This is a genomic window from Marinobacter guineae (assembly GCF_002744735.1).
In the GTDB taxonomy this organism is placed as follows: Bacteria; Pseudomonadota; Gammaproteobacteria; order Pseudomonadales; family Oleiphilaceae; genus Marinobacter; species Marinobacter guineae.
In genome coordinates, this window is the sequence record NZ_KZ319339.1 from 1,533,656 (window position 1) to 1,553,478 (window position 19,823).

Sequence of the window (19,823 nt, forward strand, 5' to 3'; positions counted from 1 at the left end):
CCAAAATTCGAAAGTTCAATGGTTATTGATCGAGCTTGACCACCCTCAAACGCAGCGCATTCACTATCACGCTGACCGAGGAAAGCGACATGGCGGCCGCTGCAAATATGGGGGACAGCAGTATGCCGAAAAACGGATACAGAACCCCTGCCGCAATCGGAACGCCGGCGGAATTGTAGATAAAGGCAAAAAACAGGTTCTGCCGGATATTGCGCATGGTCGCCAGGGACAATCGCCGCGCTTCCACAATCCCCATCAGATCCCCTCGCAATAAGGTTATACCGGCACTTTCAATGGCCACATCGGTGCCGGTGCCCATGGCCACACCGACATCCGCCGTTGCCAGGGCCGGCGCATCGTTAACGCCATCGCCGGCCATGACCACAACGCGGCCTTCATCTTTCAGGCGCTGGACAATCTTGCCCTTGTCTTCCGGCAGGACTTCCGCTTCCACTTCATCAATATGCAGTTTGCGGGCAACCGCTTCGGCGGATGTGCGGTTATCGCCGGTCAGCATAACCACGCGGATGCCTTCTTTCTGAAGGGCTGAAATGGCAGCTTCGGTGGTTTCCTTCACCGGGTCGGAGATGGCAAGCAGACCGGCCACTTTGCCGTCGACGGCCGCGAAAATCACAGTGGCCCCATCCCTTCGGAGCTGGTCGGCCTCTGTTTCAAAATCAGCCGTATCTACCCCTTCGGAGTCCATCAACAGGCGGTTGCCAATCAGTACCTGCTGCCCCTCAATCTTCCCGGTCACCCCCTTGCCGTTCGGGGAATCGAAGCCCTCAGCATCCGGCAGCGTCAGGTCCATGCTCTTGGCTTTGTCGAGAATGGCATGGGCCAGCGGGTGCTCACTGCCCTTCTCCAGGCCGCCGGCAAATCGCATCAGCTCTTCCTCGCTGACTCCCTCGGCCGGAACCAGCTTTGTTACCTGAGGCTTGCCTTCGGTCAATGTGCCGGTCTTGTCCACCACCACAGTGTCCACCTTTTCCATACGCTCCAGGGCTTCCGCATCACGGATAAGCACGCCACTTTGGGCACCCCGGCCAACACCGACCATGATGGACATGGGGGTTGCCAGACCCAGTGCACAGGGGCAGGCAATGATCAGGACGCTCACCGCTGCAATTAGGCCAAACGCCATGGGCGGTGTTGGCCCGAGGAAGGACCAGGCAATAAAGGCAATAATGGCGATCAGGATCACGGCCGGCACAAAGTAACCCGCCACCTTGTCGGCCAGGCCCTGGATCGGCGCGCGGCTGCGCTGGGCGCTGGCCACCATCTGCACAATCTGGGACAGCATGGTATCCCGGCCCACCTTGTCAGCCCGCATGATAAAGCTGCCCTGCTCGTTAATGCTGCCACCGATCACCTGGTCGCCGGATTTCTTGCTGACCGCCAGAGGCTCGCCGGTCACCATGGATTCATCGACATTGGAACTGCCCTCAAGCACCTCGCCGTCCAGCGGCACCTTGTCCCCCGGCCGAACCCGCAGGCGGTCGCCAACCTTTACCTGATCCAGCGACACATCGGCCTCGCCACCGTCATCATCCAGTTTTCTGGCGGTAGCGGGAGCCAGATCCAGCAAGGCTTTGATGGCGCCTGAGGTTTTCTCCCGGGCTCGCAGTTCCAGCACCTGCCCAAGCAATACCAGTACCACGATGACCGCTGCTGCTTCGAAATACACGGCAACCGAGCCGTCGTCCTGCCGGAAGGCATCGGGGAAAATCTGTGGCGCCAGTGTCGCTACCAGGCTATAGATCAACGCCACCCCGGTACCAATGGATATCAGCGTGAACATGTTCAGATTACGACTAACCACGGATTTCCAACCCCGGACAAAGAAGGGCCAGCCACACCAGAGCACGACCGGCGTTGCCAACACCATCTGAATCCAGTTGGACATCTGCGGCGCCACGATGTGATCAAGCCCGGTCAGGTGCCCACCCATTTCAAGCACCAGTACCGGCAGGGTCAGAACCAGTCCGATCCAGAATCGGCGGGTCATATCCGTGAGCTCTGCGGAGGGCCCGTCATCCAGGCTTACCTGCTCCGGTTCCAGAGCCATGCCGCAGATGGGGCAGTCTCCCGGCCCCTGCTGGCGAATCTCCGGATGCATGGGGCAGGTATACATGGTGCCCGGTGCAACCGGCTCTTCCCGCTTTTGCTCCTCACCGAGGTACTGGTCCGGGTTTTCGTCAAACCGTGACTGGCAGCGTGACGAGCAGAAGTACCAGGTTTTACCACCGTGCTGACTTCGATGCTCTGCCGTGTGCGGATCCACCGACATGCCGCAGACCGGATCCTTGACGGAGTGCTCTCCGGACTCCTCGTGGTCATGATGATGGGCGTGCTGGTGTTCAGCCATTTCGGTCTCCAGTCTTATCTGCCGGCCAATCCGCAAAGGCGATGAAATAGAGCAGAACCAGGTTAACGATGGGAATCAGTATCAGGACGCCCATCCAACCCGGATACCCCGTGCGCTTGCAAATACGCCAGGCCGGGATGACGACGACGATGGCAATCACCAGCATCCACAGCCAGTGCCCTGCCCACATGGTATTACCAAACATATTACCTTCCATCATGGCACTGCCCTCCACGTCGAATGCTGGTTATTAATGATGATGCGCATGAGATTCCTCATGACCCGATTGGCGGGAATTCTCGGACTTTTTCAGGAAAATCTGCTCAGCTACTGCGATCACGATCATCGTGACGACAGCCACGCCGATGACAAACGGGTCGGTATTCAGCTTGACCCAGACAAAGCCACCCAGCGCGAGCAGATCGAGAACAATGGCTATGGCTGGCACCCAGGCGTTGGCCTTTATGTCCTTGCGCAGATAGCGAAGTACCCCCCAATGAATGGCGACATCCATGATCAGGTAAAACACGATGCCCAGCGCGGCGATCCGGGAGAGGTCGAAGAAGGCGGTAAGGACCAATCCCAAGACTACAGTGTAGACCAGCGTGTGCTTCTGGATGCTGCCCGGCATGCCGAAATGACTGTGGGGAACCAGTTTCATTTCCGTCAGCATCGCCAGCATTCGCGAGACAGCAAAGATGCTCGCGAGAATGCCTCCGGCTGTGGCCATCATGGCAATGGCTACCGTAAACCAGACAGCGTATTCCCCCAGTGCCGGGCGCGCGGCAGCGGCAAGGGAGTAATCCTGCGTCTTGATGATTTCAGCCAGCGACAGATTGCTGGCGACGGCAAATCCGACCAGGGTGTAGATCACCACGCAGGCCGCAATAGATATCACGATGGCACGCCCAACATTCCGTTTGGGGTCTATTACCTCGGAGCCGCTGTTGGTAATGGTGGTAAAGCCCTTGAAGGCCAGAATTCCGAGTGCGGTTGCACCCAGGAAATTACCAATCGTTCCGGCCTCTCCCGGGCTCGAGAAGTCAACTGACAGGCTATCGGCAACCCAGACACCCACCAGCCCGAAAATCAGTATGCCCCCGATCTTCAGGATCCCGATAAAGGAAGCCACACCCTGAATCATCCGGTTGCCCAACAGGTTGATCAGAAAGGCAGCCAGAATGAGAGACACCCCGAGAATGGGCACCATAAGGCCGCTATCGTCACCACCGAAAAGCTGCATGGTGTAGGAGCCGAAGGTGCGGGCCAGAAAACTCTGGGCAATCACCATGGAAAAGTACATCAGCAAGGCATTGAACGCGGTTGGTAGCCGGTTTCCGTAGGCCTTGTGCAGGTACATGCCGATGCCGCCGGCCGAGGGGTATGCATTGGATATTTTAATGTAGGAGTAGGCGCTGAAGCTGACAATCACGGCAGCGGCCAGGAACGCCAGCGGGAAAAGAACGCCCGTCATCTGCGCCATCTGCCCGGTCAGTGCAAAGATACCAGCGCCAATCATGACGCCGGTTCCCAGCATAACGGTTCCGGGCAGGCTAAGACTGCCTTCTTGATAGCGCGTGGTTCTGTCCTGCTCCGTGGTCATTCAACCTCCTGTTATTTCTTACATCTATTTGCGCTTCATAGGTGGGATCTTCGAACAGCAAAACGGCTCATGTTTGGCATTGGCCCGGACGTTGTCGTCGGTAAACCGGTACCACGCCAGTTTTCGTCCAGTCCACCACCCGGTCTTCAAACGGCCTCCGTAGGCATTGACCAACTCCAGTAGCTCGTCAATGGACCAATGGGTCCCATCGTAGACGACATGCAGCTGGTCGCCGGGTTTGCGCTCGGCAAAATCCACACAGGGGTGATGGTTGAGTTCGTGGATGAAATCGTCCCACTGACTCTCTCCAAGGCCTTCGACGGTCAGTTTCCGGCGTAACAGAAACTGCTCCTGATTAGTCGCTTTGTGGGCTTTGCTCATGGGATTGCACCTCTCCGACTGGTGACTTCCTCTCTATCACAACATCCCAACCTGAATTGCGACTGAAAATGGAGCGCCTATTCAAATGGATTTGACGTACATCAAATCATAGGCGAAAAACGGGCCCAAGAAATTCCTGGGCCCGCTGGAACCGAAATCAGAATGCGATGCGAGCGCCGATCACAGCGAACCAGTCTTCGGTCCCACCTCCATCGGCTTCGGCAAAATCGGCGGTATCGCCGTATTTGCGCTCATGCACCACCCCGACATAGGGGGAGAACGCACGATCAACCAGGTCATAGCTCAGCCTGAGGCCGGTTTCGGTAGAAACCAGCCCCTTGCCAATGCCAATTGCCCGGTCTGCACTGAACGCCACGGTAGCATCCATTGTGGCCGAGAGGATCCAGTAGTTGGTCAGCAGCAACTCGTATTCGGCATCGAGCTCGGCGGAAGTTTCGCCCTCGTTGCTCACATACAGATTGGCATCCACCTCGAACCACTGCGGCGCCAGCCCGGCAACGCCCAGAACGGCGTAGGTACGGTCTGGCCCCTCGGGCGTGTCGAATCGCACACCCGCCTTGGCATCAAAGAAGTCGGAAATTGGAACCTGCCCGAGAAACTGGTTTTCCAATCCCTCGTAGGCCTGCTCCTCAATCGCGTACTCCCCTTTGGACAACCACCGGACTTTCAGATCGTCGGTGCCGTAGAAAAAGTCGGCACTCCAGACACCCAGCTCTTCATCGTCATCGCTGTACCGGTATTCGAGTTCCTCGAACTGCATACCCCAGGAAGTCAGAGGCTGCTTCCGGTCGGTGGTGTCCGCAATCATTTCCTGAGCTGCTACCGCGGTTGGTATCAGTGCCGCGCCCAAAAGACTCACGACCACAAGAGATCGGATACGACTCATGCATCACCTCCTTCTTCGATCGCAACATCTGCCTTTGCCTGGGTAGAATCAGGCCCGCCCTCAACGATCACCTTGCGGAACATACCGGCTGCCGCGTGGTAAGACAGGTGACAATGGAACGCCCACTGACCCGGCGCATCGACTTCGGTTTCCATATACACCGTGGTGCCTGGCTGAACGCTGACAGTATGCTTCACGGGGTTCCACTCACCAGCGCCGACATCCAGGATCGACCACATGCCATGAAGATGCATGGGATGGGTCATCATGGTGGTATTGACGAACTTGAAGCGGACGCGCTCGCCGTATTTCAGGCGGATAGGGTCGGCATCTTCGTATTTCACGCCGTTGATGCTCCAGCTGTAACGCTCCATGTTGCCGGTCAGGCGCAGCTCGATCTCCCGGGTCGGCTCCCGGTCTTCATAAAGTGGGTTCTGGGCTTTCAAGTCTGCATAGGACAGGAACTTGCCGCCATTAGCCGCGGTAGGCACAAGACCACTACCCTTGGCGTAGAACGGATCGCTTGGAACTTCTTGCGAAGTCGCCATCGACCCCTGGTCCATGCCTGCCATACCCGAATGATCCATTCCCTGCATAGTCGAATGGTCCATACCAGACATCTCCGGCGAGCCACTCATATCCATGCTGCCATGATCCATGCCGGGCATGCTGCCCATATCGGCCATGGTCAGGCGCGCTGGTTCACGCATTTCGGGAACCGTGGACTCCATTCCTTCCTCCGGCGCCAGCGTTGCCCTGGCATAGCCTGAACGGCCCATGGACTCGGCGAAGATCGTATATGCCTGGGCGTCTTTCGGGCGGACGATTACGTCGTAGGTCTCGGCCACGCCGATTCGGAATTCATCCACTGTAACCGGCTGAACGTTGTTTCCGTCCGACTGAACAACGGTCATATCCAGACCAGGAATCCGCACGTCGAAATAGGTCACGGCGGAGGAATTGATGAACCGGAGCCGGATGCGCTCTCCGGGCTCAAACAGACCAGTCCAGTTCTGTTCCGGGCCCATGCCGTTGATCATGCCGGTAAAGCCCTGCAAGTCCTCGACATCCGCTTTCATCATGCGCATGTCGCCCCACGCCATTCGGTCCTGGATGGTGCTCATCAGTCCGTTTGCGGAGGCGTCCGAGAAGAATTCACCCACCGTTTGCTGCTGACGATTGTAGTAATCCGGCATCATTTTCAGGTTCCGCATGATGCGGTCACCGGAGTGGGAGTGCTTGTCGGTCAGTTGAATCACGTATTCGCGATCATACCGGAAGGGTTCCCTCCCCTCTGGCTCAATGACGATCGAACCAAAGGCGCCGTCCGGCTCCTGGAAACCGGAATGGCTATGAAACCAATAGGTTCCAGACTGGACAATCGGAAACTCGTAGGTGAAGGTCTCACCCGGTTTGATACCGGGGAAGCTGATACCGGGAACGCCATCCTGGTCATAGGGAAGGATCAGTCCGTGCCAATGGATGGATGTCATTTCATCCAGGTTGTTGGTCACATTAATCGTTGCGATTTCTCCTTCCTTGAACCGCAGCACCGGTCCCGGTGAGGCGCCGTTGTAGCCAATACCCTCTTTCACAAAATCACCGGTATCGATCATCACGCGGTCAACGGTGATATTGTATTCACCGGCAGACGCCATTGCAGGCAGAAGGAGCCCGAGGGCCCCTGCCATAAGGAATTTTCTCATTACCTGGTTACTCCTGAAGTACTGCTCGGGGAGCCCCGGAAGGTGGCGCTCCCTTTTATCTCATCTCGGGGGGAGGGGTCAGTGTGCACTGGCCTGGGTGTCAGCCACGGAATCGAAGTTCACGTCGCCATACATACCGGACTGATAGTGGCCCGGGATGTTGCACGCAAATTCCATGTTGGTGGCGGTGCTAAATGTCCAGACGATTTCCTTCTTCTGGCCCGGCTCAAGCAGTACGCTGTTGGGATCGTCGTGCTTCATCGAATGGCCATTGCCCATGTCCATGCTCATCATGTCCTCATTGAGTTTGCCACCCTGAATCACCCCGTGGTTCACCATCATCTTCATTTCATCCTGGTGGGCCGCGTGCATATCGGGGGTACCGATGTTGAATTCGTGCACCAGGTTACCCTTGTTCTCGATCACAAAACGCACGGTCTCGCCCCGAGTAACTTCAATGGCCTCCGGCTCATAGTAGTTATCGCGCATATCCACTTGGATGGTGCGGGAAGCGTCGCCCGCCTTGCCCGGCTCACCAATGGTGGTACTGCCGTGGCCACTGCCATGGCTGCCTGCAGCAAAAGTAGTTGCTGTGATGGACATGGCCGCAGCCGCAACAATAAACTTTGATACATTCATCTGATCTTCTCCTATGAAATAATGTGCGTTCGAACGCCAGTCGGATCGCTCAAAAAATTGAGCAATGCCAATAAACGATTGCTACCATCGCCCACCAACCTGAATTCATTCTGAAAATGACAAACTATTTAGGATTCAGGCTGAGTTCAGGTTGGCCAGCGACACTGCCTCGCTGCGTAAAGCCCGAAAAGGACAGATTCATGCGTTTATTACTCGTCGAAGATGACCGCTTGCTGGCTGATGGGCTGAGCAGTCAGCTGGAGAAAGCGGGCTTCAGCGTGGATGCAACCTATACCGCAAAAGAAGCGTTGATCCTGGCTGAGCAGGAAGATTACCGCGCTGTGGTCCTGGATCTGGGCCTGCCTGATGGCAACGGCCTGGATGTGCTGAGAAAGTGGCGCATGAACCGTATCGGCTTTCCGGTACTGATTCTGACCGCAAGGGGTGACTGGCAGGATAAGGTGAATGGTCTGAAAGCCGGGGCAGACGACTACCTCGCCAAGCCCTTCCAGACAGAAGAACTGATCGCCCGCCTCAACGCCATCGTGCGCCGCAGCGAAGGCAGGGTTCATTCAGTGGTGAAAGCGGGCCGCTTCGAGCTGGACGAGAATCGGCAGAGCCTGAAACTGGACGACGGTACCGAACACACCTTGACCGGCACCGAGTTCCGTCTGTTGCGCTGCCTGATGAGCCGCCCGGGCCATGTCTTCTCGAAAGAGCAGCTGATGGAACAACTCTATAACCTGAACGACAACCCGAGTGAAAACGTCATCGAGGCCTACATTCGAAGGCTGAGGAAGCTGGTAGGCAGCGATACCATCTCAACACGGCGCGGCCAGGGGTATCTGTTCAATGACGCTGTTTAGAAAGCCGGCGTCAATCAAAGGGGCATTGCTTGTTCTGTTATTACCCGCCGGCATTGCCCTGATGGCCGTAGCGTGGCTGGTTCACGGCTTTTTGCTGGATCGGATGGCCCGGGATTTTCTGGAAGGCCGGCTCAAGGATGAAGTAGCGTTTCTCGAACACCAGATTCGCGATTCCGGCGGCGAGCTGGACACCCTCCAGACCGGTGATTACTTCCAGGAGGTCTTTCATCACGCCTTCGCCATCCACTCACCCTCCCGGACAATCATCTCACCGGACGCCTGGGCGCCACTATTGATGCCTCTGATTGACGCCGGGCAGGATGGAACCCTGCCTGTGCATGACGCAGAGGCCACTAACGCACCCTCGGATATTCTTGCCTACCGGAAGTCATTCGGTGTGGGCGATACGCCCATCGTGGTTATTGTCTCCGAGGATCTGGGCGCCTTGAAACGCAGCCAGGCGGAATTGCACGCCTGGACGGCCATCGTCTCCATTTTGCTGATCCTGCTTCTGGTTGCGGTGATCTGGTTCGGTATCATTTTATCCCTGCGGCCGGTAGTAACCCTCAAAGCCGCCTTGAGGCGGCTGCAGGATGGTGAGATCTCTCGCATCGATGTCCAGGCCCCCGAGGAATTCCAGCCTCTCGTTCTGCAACTCAACCAGTTGCTGGACTCTCTGGACCAGCGGCTGGAGCGCTCACGGGACGCCCTGGCAAACCTGTCCCACAGCGTTAAAACTCCCATCGCTGCAGTCCGACAGATACTGGCGGACAGTGATCGCCCGCTCAGTAACGAGCTCAGACATCAGATGGCGGCACGGCTTGATGACATCGACAAACAGCTTGAAGGTGAAATGCGGCGCAGCCGGTTTTCCGGTCCACAGGTGGGGAAAAGCGCCTACCCGGTGAAACAGGCGCGGGATCTTCTCTGGATGCTGGGCCGGTTGTACACGGAAAAATCGTTTGAACTGTCGACCTCACTCCCCGAAGAGAGCCGCTGGCCGATTGAAGAGCATGATCTGAACGAAATACTGGGAAACCTTCTCGATAATGCAGGCAAATGGTCCAAAAGATGCGTGGAACTCTCGCTGGAGCAAAGCCGCGGGCTAACGCGAATCGTTGTCACAGACGATGGGCCCGGTGTTGAACAGAAAGAAATGACCAACCTGGGTCAACGGGGATTAAGACTCGACGAGCAAACGCCAGGGCACGGGCTGGGGCTTGCTATAGCCCGGGAAATCGTCGCCCGATATGGGGGAGAAATGTGCTTTATGGCCGGTTCAAATGGCGGTTTGCAAGTCGTGGTTGAGTTCTAGGGCGCCGACCTTTCTTGCGATGGCTGCCGGGCGATGTATTCTTACGTAGTGCAGGTTCTCACTGACTACCCGGACAACGTGCGCGTAAGCCAATAATTTGAAGATAACAATTAACCTGGCACCCCTATGTCACTACTTGATTATCTGATGCCTTACGATTTCTCGCCACTGACCGTACTCAGCTTTATGCTCGTGCTGGGTTTTTATGGCGTGGGTCTTTTACGGATGCCGGAAGAAGACCGGCCCGGTTCGGCAAGGATCGTTGTTTTTGTTCTGGGCGTTCTGATCTGTTACGGGGTCATGCAAACCCGCTTTGACTACTACTCCCAGTATATGTTCTTTGTCCATCGCGGCCAGCATCTTATTCTCCATCATCTGGGTCCCATCCTGATTGCCCTGTCCAACCCATTGCCGGTAATGCGCTTCTGGTACGGGAAAATGGGCCCTGGAGTGAAGAGCGGGCTTCGCCCCCTGGGATGGGTGTATCGATTTCTTCAACACCCCCTGATCGCCTCCTTCCTGTTTGTGGGGCTGATCTATTTCTGGTTATGGCCGCCCATTCATTTTGACGCCATGCTCAGCCGAAACCTGTACTGGGTCATGAACTGGAGCATGTTGATAGACGGAATGCTCTTCTGGTGGTTGATTTTCGATCCTCGCCCACCTGCCATCACCTCTTCTCTGGGATATGGCAAACGCATACTGCTCCTGGCCCTGGTGGCGATACCTCAGATGATACTCGGGGCCATGATCGTATTTTCCAGAGGTATGGTGTACGACGTTTACGAGGTCTGTGGCCGGGCCTGGCCCATGGCGCCGGAAACCGACCAGCTTCTTGGCGGCCTGCTGACCTGGATACCACCCGCGATGATGAGCATCCTCGGTATTCTGATTATCCTGAGACGCGCCATGCGTGAAGACGGGAGTTTCACCAGCCGTTCCAGCCAAATGGGGGAGACAACGACATGACTACCAGCCCTTTGCGAAGAAACACCCTCAAACTGTCGCTTCTCACCCTGATTCTGATGGGTTTCGTTCTCAGCGGCTGTTCAGGCGAAGGTGAAAGCTGGAACGGCAAAGACATCAGTGGTCTGATGCCCGGTCTGGAGTTTGAATTAACAGACGGCCAGGGCCGCCCGGTAACCGCTGATCAGTTTGACGGAAAAATAAAACTACTTTATTTCGGTTTTACCTCATGCCCGGATGTCTGCCCTACTACGCTGCAAAAACTCGGTCAGGCGACCGAAAGCCTGCCAACTGAGGCACAGGACGATGTCCTGACACTCTTCATCAGCGTTGATCCAGAACGGGATTCACCGGAGCGCCTGGCCGCTTATGTCGATTTTTTTGGTAACGGCATCGTCGGCTTAACTGGAAAGGAGTCTCAACTGCGTCAGCTTGCCAAACGTTACCGGACGACCTTCGGTTATGAGGAGCCTGACGAAAACGGCAATTATGCGGTTTCTCACAGCAGTGCGGTTTACGTTTTTGACCGCGAAGGCAAGGCGCGACTTCTGATCAGGCCAGATCTTGGCGTGGAAGAGATTCGCCAGGACCTGATCGCCCTCGCCAAAGCTGACACGTAATCACCGGCCGGAATCATCGCTGGGCCTGACGACACGAGTGACTGAGAGGATACACATTGAAGATCGGCGAACTCGCAAGCGCAACGGCTGTTCCCTCGGAAACCATCCGTTACTACGAAAAAATCGGCTTGCTGCCGGAACCGGACCGGGACAGCAGTGGCTACCGCGCCTACCGCCCTGGCCATCTGGAACGGCTGCTGTTCATCAAACGCTGCCGCAACCTCGATATGGCCCAGGACGAAATCCGCGAGCTGATCCGGCTGGCCGAGCAGCCGGAGGCGGATTGCAGTGGAGTGGACGCCCTGCTGGCAAGCCACTTGCACCACGTTCGCGAGCGCCTGAAGGAACTGGCGAGCCTTGAAGAAACCCTGGTGCAGCTTCAGAAAGCCTGTTCGGATAGCCGCACGGTCAGGGAGTGCGGCATTCTTGGCGGGCTCACTTCCGAACTCGACACTCCGGAATCCGAGGATCGGCACAACCATGTGCCAGGTACCCACAGGCCCGGCCAGACCTGATCGGGGGCCGGAATGCCAAGGAAACGCTTGACCCTGTAGCTACTACAGGGTTTTTAATAAGGGCATCTGAACAAAGGAGGTCTTTATGGCGTGCAGCTGTTCTGCTCCCGAACCCAAATCCCCCGCGCCCGGCTTCCGTCGCGCGTTGTGGTTTGCCTTGTGGGTCAACCTGGCCATGTTCGTCATCGAAGGGCTGGCCAGCCTTTCGTCCGGCTCGGTTTCCCTGATGGCGGACGCCATCGATTTCTTTGGTGACAGCGCCAACTACATTCTGTCCCTGACGGTTCTTTCCATGGGCATGCTCTGGCGTGGCCGCGCCGCCATGGTCAAGGGCATCACCATGACCGCTTTCGGCCTGGTGGTCTGGGGCCGGGCGGTCTGGGTGATGCAGGCCGGCATTACACCGGAACCGCTGACCATGGGCGCGATTGGCCTGCTGGCCCTGGCCGCCAATGTGAGTGTTGCGGCGCTGCTGTTCAGGTTCCGTGAAGGCGATTCCGACATGCGCTCGGTGTGGCTGTGTAGCCGCAACGATGCCATCAGCAACATAGCCGTTATGGTGGCAGCGCTGGGCGTTTTCGGCACTGGCAGTGCGTGGCCGGATCTAATCGTTGCCGCCATTATGGGAACCCTGGCCATTACCGCCGGCATCAGCGTTGTTCGCCATGCCCGCAGCGATATTGCCGAGGCCAAAGCCCTCCCAATGGAACCGGCGCCGGCAGTGTCGTCCTCACACAGCCATTAAAACGCCAGTGAAATCATCACCGGGATGAACGCCAGGGCAAACAGTGTGGTCAGCAGTACCGTACCCGCTGCCTGCCTTGGCGAGGTATCCAGCAGGGTGGCAATGACCACCGTATTGGCGGCAATCGGCGTGATCGAAATCAGGAACATGGCCTTATGCACGGCCGGCTCGTAAATACCCAGAAGCGTTGAATCGACCCACCAGAACACGATGGCCACCAGCGGCCAGACCACAAACTTCCCGAAAAACGCCAGCGCCGTGAAGCGGACATTGCCGGCCAGCCCCCGGAAACTGGTAATACTCATACCGATGATCATCATGCCCAGAATGCTGTACGCCCCGCGCAGATTGTCGAACAGCGGCACGAATATATCGGGAATGCCCACGCCGGACAGATTCAGGGCCACGGCGGCCAGAAAGGCGTACACCGAAGGGAGCTTCAGCACCCGCCAGAGGGCGTCTTTGATGCTGTAGCGGCCCCTTGCGGCCAGATAAAAACCCACCGAATTCTCGAACAGCGTCGTGCCCAGCATGCACACGATATAGAGCCCTAGGCCCTCTTCCCCGAACAGCAACAGCGCCACCGGCACCCCGAAGTACCCGGTGTTCCCGGAGCCCACACATAGGGGAATGATGTTGGCACTGCCATCGGTAAGAACCTTTTTCGCCAGCTTCAACTGGACGATCCCCAGTACGGATGAGATTCCGAAAACCAGGAACGGCAGCAGGATGACCTCCGGAGAGAGCGGCGCCACCATAACGCCGGAAAACACCACCGATGGCGTCACGATGTACAGCATGATGCCGGCTATATGCCGGCCACTGGCTTCAAGATAGCGACCGGCAATCCAGCCGAGGGCAACCGTTACATAGAGCGGAATCAGCTTGAAGAAAAGGGCAAACGCGGCAGCCATCGGCACTCCATGTGAACAAAACGGTTCTGAACAGACAGGCCGCGAAGTCTATCACCTACCTCTCCGGAGGTAACTCCCCGGCGCAATGGAGAAATGGCCCGGCATGCTTGACAATGGTCAACAGTATTTTGAATGCATCTTTATATCCTAGTAGGGCAGTCAAGTATTCCACAAAGACCGAGGAGAGAGACCCATGGCCGAGCGCTTTACCAAAAGCATGGCCAGGAACATATATCTGGGGGGAAGTGCATTCTTCGTCCTGCTGTTTCTGGCGTTGACTTTTGATACCCAGGTGCGGGCAATGCCCGAGCGGGACAACCGCGACCAACTTACCGACCAGGTGGTTCGTGGCAAACATGTCTGGGAGAACAACAACTGTGTCGGTTGCCACTCCCTGATGGGTGAAGGTGCGTACTTCGCGCCGGAGCTCGCCAATGTATTCGACCGTCGCGGCGCCGGTGACAGCGAAATCTTCAAGGCATACATGAATGCCTGGATGAACGCCATGCCCACCAACGTGCCCGGCCGCCGCCAAATGCCGCAGTTCAATCTGACCGACCAGGAAATCGAGGATCTCGCCACCTTCCTGGAATGGACATCGAAGATTGACGACAACGGCTGGCCACCCAACATTGAAGGCTGAGGGAACCAATATGAAATACGAATCACAAAGGGTGGCAATGCCCTACTTTATCTTTGCCCTGGTTCTGTTTGCCGGCCAGATTCTGTTCGGCCTGATCCTGGGGCTTCAGTACGTGGTGGGTGACTTTCTGTTCCCGGAAATCCCCTTTAACGTGGCGCGGATGGTTCATACCAACCTGCTGATTGTCTGGCTGTTGTTCGGTTTCATGGGCGCAACCTACTACATGGTACCGGAAGAAGCACAAACCGAGCTGCACAGCCCGCTGCTGGCGTGGATCCTGTTCTGGGTGTTCGCCGTTGCCGGCACCCTGACTATCCTTGGCTACCTGTTTGTGGACTATGCCACTCTGGCGGACGTCACCATGAACAAGCTGCTACCTACCATGGGGCGGGAGTTCCTTGAACAGCCCACCATTACCAAGATAGGCATAGCCCTGGTGGTCGTCGGTTTTCTCTACAACATCATGATGACCGCCCTGAAGGGCCGAAAAACCGTCGTCAATATTGTTCTGATCACCGGCCTGATCGGCCTGGCCGTGCTGTGGATGTTTTCTTTCTACAACCCGGGCAACCTGACCCTGGACAAATACTTCTGGTGGTTCGTGGTGCACCTGTGGGTTGAAGGTGTCTGGGAACTGATCATGGGCGCCATCCTGGCCTACGTGCTGATCAAGGTTACCGGTGTCGATCGGGAGGTCATCGAGAAATGGCTGTATGTAATCATCGCCATGGCGCTGATTACCGGCATTATCGGTACCGGCCACCACTTCTTCTGGATCGGGCCGCCCGAGTACTGGTTGTGGTTGGGCTCCGTGTTCTCTGCCCTGGAACCGCTGCCGTTCTTCATGATGGTGCTGTTCGCCTTCAACATGATCAACCGCCGCCGGCGCAACCACCCCAACAAGGCCGCCATGCTGTGGGCCATGGGGACGGCAGTGATGGCATTCCTGGGCGCTGGCGTGTGGGGGTTCCTGCATACCCTGGCACCGGTGAACTACTACACCCACGGCAGCCAGATCACCGCCGCTCACGGCCACATGGCGTTCTACGGCGCCTACGTGATGATCGTGCTGACCATCATCTCCTATGCGATGCCGATCATGCGCGGTCGCCCCTATGGCAACAGCAATACGGCCCAGGTGGTGGAGATGTGGGGCTTCTGGCTGATGACCATCTCCATGGTGTTCATCACCCTGTTCCTCACCGGCGCCGGCATTCTGCAAATCTGGCTTCAGCGGATTCCGGAAAGCGGTGACGCGCTGTCGTTCATGGCAACCCAGGACAACATCGCCCTGTTCTACTGGATGCGACTGATCGCTGGCTGCTTCTTCATGGCTGGTCTGGTGGTGTACTTCGGCAGCTTCTTTATCAAGGGCCAGGCGTCCCCGGCTGAGGAAGTCCGCGGTCCTGCCACCCAGGAAGCGTAACAATCGCAGGCCGGAGCGAATTGTTCCGGCCTGCCCAACCCCCTAATGGACATTTGCCGTGCATGAGCAGACTCTCCCGAACAAGGACACCCTCCAGAGGAAACGGTTGCTGACACGCACCGCCTTCTTCGGGCTGTTTCTGCTTGCGCCGGTGCTTAATATCTTTCGATACGACCTCACACAAACCCACTTTGTCATTTTTGGGTTTCCCCTGTCATTCAATCTCGAACTGGCCTGGGTCAGCCAGAGTTCACCGACCGAAGTGGCCGGGCAGATTCTCGTCTGGTTCTTACTTCCCATCGCCGTGCTGGTTCCCCTGGTGCTGTGGATCGCCTGGAAATGGGGACGGATCTATTGCGGCTGGTTATGCCCGCATTTTTCAGTGGTAGAAACCATCAATCATCTGATGACCCGGGTAACCGGCCGACCCACACTTTACGAAGCGCTCCGGAAAGGCCGGCGGGGCAAGGCCCTGCACTGGGCCGGGCTGGCGCTGGTGTGCGCGTTGATCGGATTTTCCTGGGCTCTTGCGATGCTGTCTTATCTGCTGCCGCCGGTCCCGCTGTATACCGATCTGGTCACCGGCAATCTGGCGCTGCATCCGGCTATTTTTCTGGCCGTCGCCACTTCCCTGTTCACCCTGGATTTCCTGTTTGCCCGGCACCTGTTCTGTAAATACGGCTGCGCTTTCGGGGTGGTCCAGAGCATTGCCTGGATGACGAACGGCAAAGGCAAGGTTGTCACCTTTGATACCAAACGGGCGGCAGCCTGCCGAGACTGCACCAAGGCCTGTGACGAAGCCTGCCCCATGCGGTTGCCGACCCGAAGCCACAAACGGGCAAAATTCACCTGTACCCAGTGCCTGCAGTGTGTCAGCGCCTGTCGCGAGGTGCAGAAGAACAATCCGGAAGGCTCCCTGTTGAGTTGGGAACCGGGTGAACCTGGTAAACAGACCGTGCTGATTCCGGTTCGCCAGGTTGATCCGTCACCACACAAGCAACGCGCCGGAACCTGAGGAGCTGAAATGGAAGAGTGGGTAGGCTTCAAATGGCACGAGTACATCACCCGGCAGGCGGTTGGTGAATTCCCGGAGCATGCGGTACACCTGAAAGACGAGGCACGAACCCTGGGCGTGCTGTTCCGCGCCCTGGGCGGCGACCCGGCCCTCAGCCTGGTTACCGCAGAACCACGACACTTCCGCACCCGACGCCGGTTTTTGCAGAAACTGGCGGGCACCCACAAGAAGTTCGAACTGGCCTGGCGGGATGAACAGAGCCTCCGGCTGCCCGAGCGCCTGGCACTGTTCCCCTCCAAACCGGTAAACCGGGACCTGTACCTCTGGCTGGCAGCCCTGGCCTCCCTTGGCGAACTGACGGACTCCGACTGGCTGACTGGCAACCAGGCCATGGTCCAGACCCTGCTGATCAAATGGCCGGGGCTGGAGCCGGTTTACCAACGCCTGGTTCGTCATACCCTGCAATGGCGCCCGGATCCGACCACTCTGCCGCCGGCCGAAGGTCGCCGTGAAAGGGCCATTCGCCAGGCACTGATTGATCCTGGCAGCGTGGAAACCCTGCCCCGTGCGGAGTCCGACCCATGGCCGGTTGTGATCTGGCTTTACCCCACAACCACGCCCGGCAAGGCGAACGGCCGGACCACCGGAGACGATGAGGTAACCTCAACACCGGGCGGACTGGCGAAAAAGCGCAAACGCCGGCGGGCCGAGCGGGTGGACGCCTTCGACAAGGATCAGGGCCTGATGCTGTTCCGCCTGGAAAGCCTGTTTTCCTGGAGTGAATTTATCCCTGTCGACCGGGCCGGTGATGACACCGAGGAAGAGGATGCCGACGCCGTGGCCGATGACATGGACATGATTTCGGTTTCCGAAGACCGCCGGGAAGCCTCCTCCGCCATCAAGTTCGATCTCGACCTGCCATCGGAAGAAAATGACGACCTGCACCTGGGCCCCGGCATCCACCTGCCGGAATGGGACTGGCGCAGTCAGAGTTACCGGGAACGTTTCTGCTGCCTGCAACCCATGTTGAGCAAGGACTCCGTGCCCACCCGGCTGCCGAACCACCTGTCCCGACCGGCCATGAGGCTACGTCGACAATTCAGCGCCCTGAAACCACTCCGGCAATGGGAGCGTCGGCAGACCGAAGGTGAAGAGCTGGATCTGGATGCCTGCATGGAACGGGAAGTCCAGCACCGCCGGGGCATCGGCGTCATCGACCAGAAGCTGTTTCGCCGCTGCAAACAGAACCAGCGGGACCTGGCGTGCCTGATTCTGGCGGACATCTCCATGTCCACGGATACCTTTATCAACAACACCCAGCGGGTGATCGAAATCGCCCGGGACGGCTTACAGCTGCTCAGCGAGGCCCTGCAGGCAAGCCGTGATCCCTTTGCCATTTTTGCCTTCTCCTCACGCCGCCGGGACCATGTCCGTTTCCACCACATCAAATCCTTCGACGAGCCCTACAACGACATCAGTCGCGGCCGCATCCAGGCTCTGGAGCCGGGCTATTACACCCGCATGGGCGCCGCCATCCGACAGGCCACCCGCTTGCTGAAGGGCCGCCACGAACACCAGAAAATTCTGCTCCTGCTCACCGACGGCAAACCCAATGACCTGGACCTGTACGAAGGCCGTTACGGTGTGGAAGACACCCGAATGGCCGTTCAGGAAGCCAATAAAGCGGGCCTGACCCCCTTCTGTGTCACCATCGACGACGACGCCAGCGAATACCTGCCCTATATCTTCGGCAGCAACCAGTTCGTGGTGATCAAGGACCCGGCGCAGCTGCCGCTGCAGCTGCCAAAGCTCTACATGAACCTGACTCGCTGATGCCCATGCAAGTATCCGCCCCGACACCCTCCATAACACCCCGCCACCTGCCCGGCGACCTCGCTGTCTGGTTCTTCATCTTCGCGGAACTGGCAGTATTCGGCATCCTGTTTATCGGCTTCGGCGTCGCCCGCAGCCTCGACCCAGACACCTTCGCCGCCGGCCGGCAGGTACTGCACCCCTGGACCGGCCTGATCAACACCATCGGCCTGATCACCGCCAGCTACCTGGTAGCCACCGCCGTCCAACGCCTGCGACACCGCCAGCCGGGCGTCGCCCTGCTGCTTTGGGGCGCCATCGGAGCATCGTCTGCTTACACCTTTGGCAAACTCTGGGAATACGCAGACCTCTATGGCAACGGCTACAACCTGGGTACCGACACCTTCTTCATGTTCTATTTCTTCCTCACCTTCTTCCACTTCATGCACGTGGTACTGGGCCAGATCATCCTGGTGGTTCTGGCCGTGAAGGTTAAACGGGGCGACTACAACGGAGACGACATGAACGGCATGGAGTCCGGTGCCTCCTACTGGCATATGGTGGATCTGGTGTGGCTGGTGATGTTCCCGATGCTGTACGTTCTGGCGTAAAGAGGAGTTCCCATGTTCGCGGTTTACATCGCCTTGATGGTTTGCACCATGACGCCGGTGATTGCCTTGCAGGCGGGCGCTGATGCTTCCGTGCTGGTATGGCTGGTTTTTGCACTGGTGATCGTGAAAGCGGTTCTGCTGGTCGATCATTTCATGGAAATGCGAAAGGCCCCCCCGGGCTGGCGCTTTGCCGCCCAGGCATGGGCACCGGTTGTGGTGGCGGCAATTGCAGGATTTCATACTATAAGCTGAACCTGGACTTGAACGTGGGGTCAGATGAAAGCTTTCATCTGACCCCGTCTCCATTCGTGGAATCTACTGACCAGGCCAGCAGGAGTGGTCGGGGCAGGCTTTCCGAAACCGTGCGGAGCCATGGATGGCGGAGCCGAGCGTACAGGGAGGTATTCACAGCGTGTTTCGGAAAGCCTGCCCCGACCACGACTCCACTCAAGCTCAGAAATTCAAAGAAAACGTCGCGGAAAATACGGCGGCTTGTCACTGACCGCCTGAGCCAGCGAAATAATTCCCCACAGTACAAACGACGTGTGCAAAACGATCGCCCAGACAATCGCACCAGTCCAGAAATTGCCCGTATTGCCGAACAACAGCCAGAACGCCCCCACTCCCGAGAAAATCACTACCGCACCGATCATCGACATAAAAACCGCCGCCCGTGTATGGGCCCGCCGCAAAGACGGTGCCTGATCAGAGCCCATGAACAGCCAGACCAGCACCGCAAACCCGATAACCGGCAGGGCCAGCAGGTTCAAT

The 19,823-nt window shown here is 57.6% G+C and carries 21 protein-coding genes; 12 read left to right on the plus strand and 9 right to left on the minus strand.

Features of this window, described 5'->3' with window-relative positions; genetic code table 11:
• Window positions 1-22: 22 nt before the first annotated feature.
• The 7 genes from CLH62_RS07125 to CLH62_RS07155 form a co-directional block, all read right to left on the minus strand.
• Window positions 23-2,368, minus strand: a complete 2,346-nt coding sequence (locus CLH62_RS07125) for a heavy metal translocating P-type ATPase (RefSeq protein WP_099617400.1) — start codon at window positions 2,366-2,368, stop codon at window positions 23-25.
• A complete protein-coding gene (locus tag CLH62_RS07130) occupies window positions 2,361-2,588 on the minus strand; it encodes a hypothetical protein (RefSeq protein WP_099617401.1) in 228 nt (75 codons plus the stop codon). Before CLH62_RS07130 ends, CLH62_RS07125 begins: the two co-directional genes overlap by 8 nt.
• A gap of 30 nt (window positions 2,589-2,618) precedes the next feature.
• Entirely contained in the window at window positions 2,619-3,971 is a 1,353-nt protein-coding gene (locus tag CLH62_RS07135; RefSeq protein ID WP_099617402.1) for an APC family permease, read from the minus strand.
• Between the two features lie 24 nt (window positions 3,972-3,995).
• Window positions 3,996-4,352: a hypothetical protein gene (locus CLH62_RS07140; protein WP_099617403.1), complete on the minus strand. Its 357-nt coding sequence runs from the start codon at window positions 4,350-4,352 to the stop codon at window positions 3,996-3,998.
• 157 nt (window positions 4,353-4,509) lie between these two features.
• Window positions 4,510-5,259 (minus strand): copper resistance protein B, encoded by a 750-nt coding sequence (locus CLH62_RS07145; RefSeq protein WP_099617404.1) that lies wholly within the window; start codon window positions 5,257-5,259, stop codon window positions 4,510-4,512.
• The gene (locus tag CLH62_RS07150) at window positions 5,256-6,965 is read right to left on the minus strand and encodes a copper resistance system multicopper oxidase (RefSeq protein WP_099617405.1); all 1,710 of its coding nucleotides are present in this window, start codon (window positions 6,963-6,965) and stop codon (window positions 5,256-5,258) included. Before CLH62_RS07150 ends, CLH62_RS07145 begins: the two co-directional genes overlap by 4 nt.
• Before the next feature lie 78 nt (window positions 6,966-7,043).
• Window positions 7,044-7,604 carry a cupredoxin domain-containing protein gene (locus CLH62_RS07155; protein WP_099617406.1) on the minus strand — a complete coding sequence of 187 codons (561 nt, stop codon included), beginning with the start codon at window positions 7,602-7,604 and terminating at the stop codon, window positions 7,044-7,046.
• 200 nt (window positions 7,605-7,804) lie between these two features.
• Here CLH62_RS07155 and CLH62_RS07160 point away from each other — a divergent pair, with 200 nt between their 5' ends.
• The 6 genes from CLH62_RS07160 to CLH62_RS07185 all read left to right on the plus strand — a co-directional run bounded on the left by CLH62_RS07160 (window position 7,805) and on the right by CLH62_RS07185 (window position 12,631).
• The gene (locus CLH62_RS07160; RefSeq protein ID WP_099617407.1) at window positions 7,805-8,470 is read left to right on the plus strand and encodes a response regulator transcription factor; all 666 of its coding nucleotides are present in this window, start codon (window positions 7,805-7,807) and stop codon (window positions 8,468-8,470) included.
• On the plus strand, window positions 8,457-9,785 hold the full coding sequence (locus CLH62_RS07165) for an ATP-binding protein (protein WP_099617408.1): 1,329 nt from the start codon (window positions 8,457-8,459) through the stop codon (window positions 9,783-9,785). The genes CLH62_RS07160 and CLH62_RS07165 overlap by 14 nt, the downstream gene beginning before the upstream one ends.
• Window positions 9,786-9,911: 126 nt before the next feature.
• Complete coding sequence (locus CLH62_RS07170; protein ID WP_099617409.1) at window positions 9,912-10,754, plus strand: cytochrome c oxidase assembly protein; 843 nt, start codon at window positions 9,912-9,914, stop codon at window positions 10,752-10,754.
• Window positions 10,751-11,371 carry an SCO family protein gene (locus CLH62_RS07175; RefSeq protein WP_099617410.1) on the plus strand — a complete coding sequence of 207 codons (621 nt, stop codon included), beginning with the start codon at window positions 10,751-10,753 and terminating at the stop codon, window positions 11,369-11,371. Before CLH62_RS07170 ends, CLH62_RS07175 begins: the two co-directional genes overlap by 4 nt.
• Before the next feature lie 56 nt (window positions 11,372-11,427).
• Window positions 11,428-11,886, plus strand: a complete 459-nt coding sequence (cadR, locus tag CLH62_RS07180) for a Cd(II)/Pb(II)-responsive transcriptional regulator (RefSeq protein WP_099617411.1) — start codon at window positions 11,428-11,430, stop codon at window positions 11,884-11,886.
• Between the two features lie 85 nt (window positions 11,887-11,971).
• The gene (locus tag CLH62_RS07185) at window positions 11,972-12,631 is read left to right on the plus strand and encodes a cation diffusion facilitator family transporter (RefSeq protein WP_099617412.1); all 660 of its coding nucleotides are present in this window, start codon (window positions 11,972-11,974) and stop codon (window positions 12,629-12,631) included.
• Here the strand turns inward: CLH62_RS07185 and CLH62_RS07190 are convergent.
• The gene (locus CLH62_RS07190; protein WP_099617413.1) at window positions 12,628-13,545 is read right to left on the minus strand and encodes an AEC family transporter; all 918 of its coding nucleotides are present in this window, start codon (window positions 13,543-13,545) and stop codon (window positions 12,628-12,630) included. The two genes, CLH62_RS07185 and CLH62_RS07190, sit on opposite strands and share 4 nt — an antisense overlap.
• A gap of 193 nt (window positions 13,546-13,738) precedes the next feature.
• Between CLH62_RS07190 and CLH62_RS07195 the strand changes: the two genes are divergently transcribed.
• From CLH62_RS07195 to CLH62_RS07220, 6 genes are read left to right on the plus strand one after another with little or no spacing between them, the layout of a single operon-like run.
• Complete coding sequence (locus CLH62_RS07195) at window positions 13,739-14,188, plus strand: c-type cytochrome (RefSeq protein ID WP_099617414.1); 450 nt, start codon at window positions 13,739-13,741, stop codon at window positions 14,186-14,188.
• A gap of 10 nt (window positions 14,189-14,198) precedes the next feature.
• Entirely contained in the window at window positions 14,199-15,614 is a 1,416-nt protein-coding gene (locus CLH62_RS07200) for a cbb3-type cytochrome c oxidase subunit I (protein ID WP_099617415.1), read from the plus strand.
• Between the two features lie 58 nt (window positions 15,615-15,672).
• A complete protein-coding gene (locus tag CLH62_RS07205) occupies window positions 15,673-16,629 on the plus strand; it encodes a 4Fe-4S binding protein (RefSeq protein ID WP_099617416.1) in 957 nt (318 codons plus the stop codon).
• A 9-nt stretch (window positions 16,630-16,638) separates the two neighbouring features.
• On the plus strand, window positions 16,639-18,462 hold the full coding sequence (locus tag CLH62_RS07210; RefSeq protein ID WP_099617417.1) for a nitric oxide reductase activation protein NorD: 1,824 nt from the start codon (window positions 16,639-16,641) through the stop codon (window positions 18,460-18,462).
• Between the two features lie 5 nt (window positions 18,463-18,467).
• Window positions 18,468-19,052: a cytochrome c oxidase subunit 3 gene (locus CLH62_RS07215; protein ID WP_099617651.1), complete on the plus strand. Its 585-nt coding sequence runs from the start codon at window positions 18,468-18,470 to the stop codon at window positions 19,050-19,052.
• A 12-nt stretch (window positions 19,053-19,064) separates the two neighbouring features.
• Window positions 19,065-19,304, plus strand: coding sequence for a cytochrome C oxidase subunit IV family protein (locus tag CLH62_RS07220; RefSeq protein WP_099617418.1), 240 nt, complete (start codon window positions 19,065-19,067; stop codon window positions 19,302-19,304).
• Window positions 19,305-19,513: 209 nt separating this feature from the next.
• Here CLH62_RS07220 and CLH62_RS07225 read toward each other — a convergent pair whose 3' ends face one another.
• Complete coding sequence (locus tag CLH62_RS07225; protein ID WP_228152786.1) at window positions 19,514-19,822, minus strand: hypothetical protein; 309 nt, start codon at window positions 19,820-19,822, stop codon at window positions 19,514-19,516.
• Window position 19,823 lies beyond the last annotated feature (1 nt).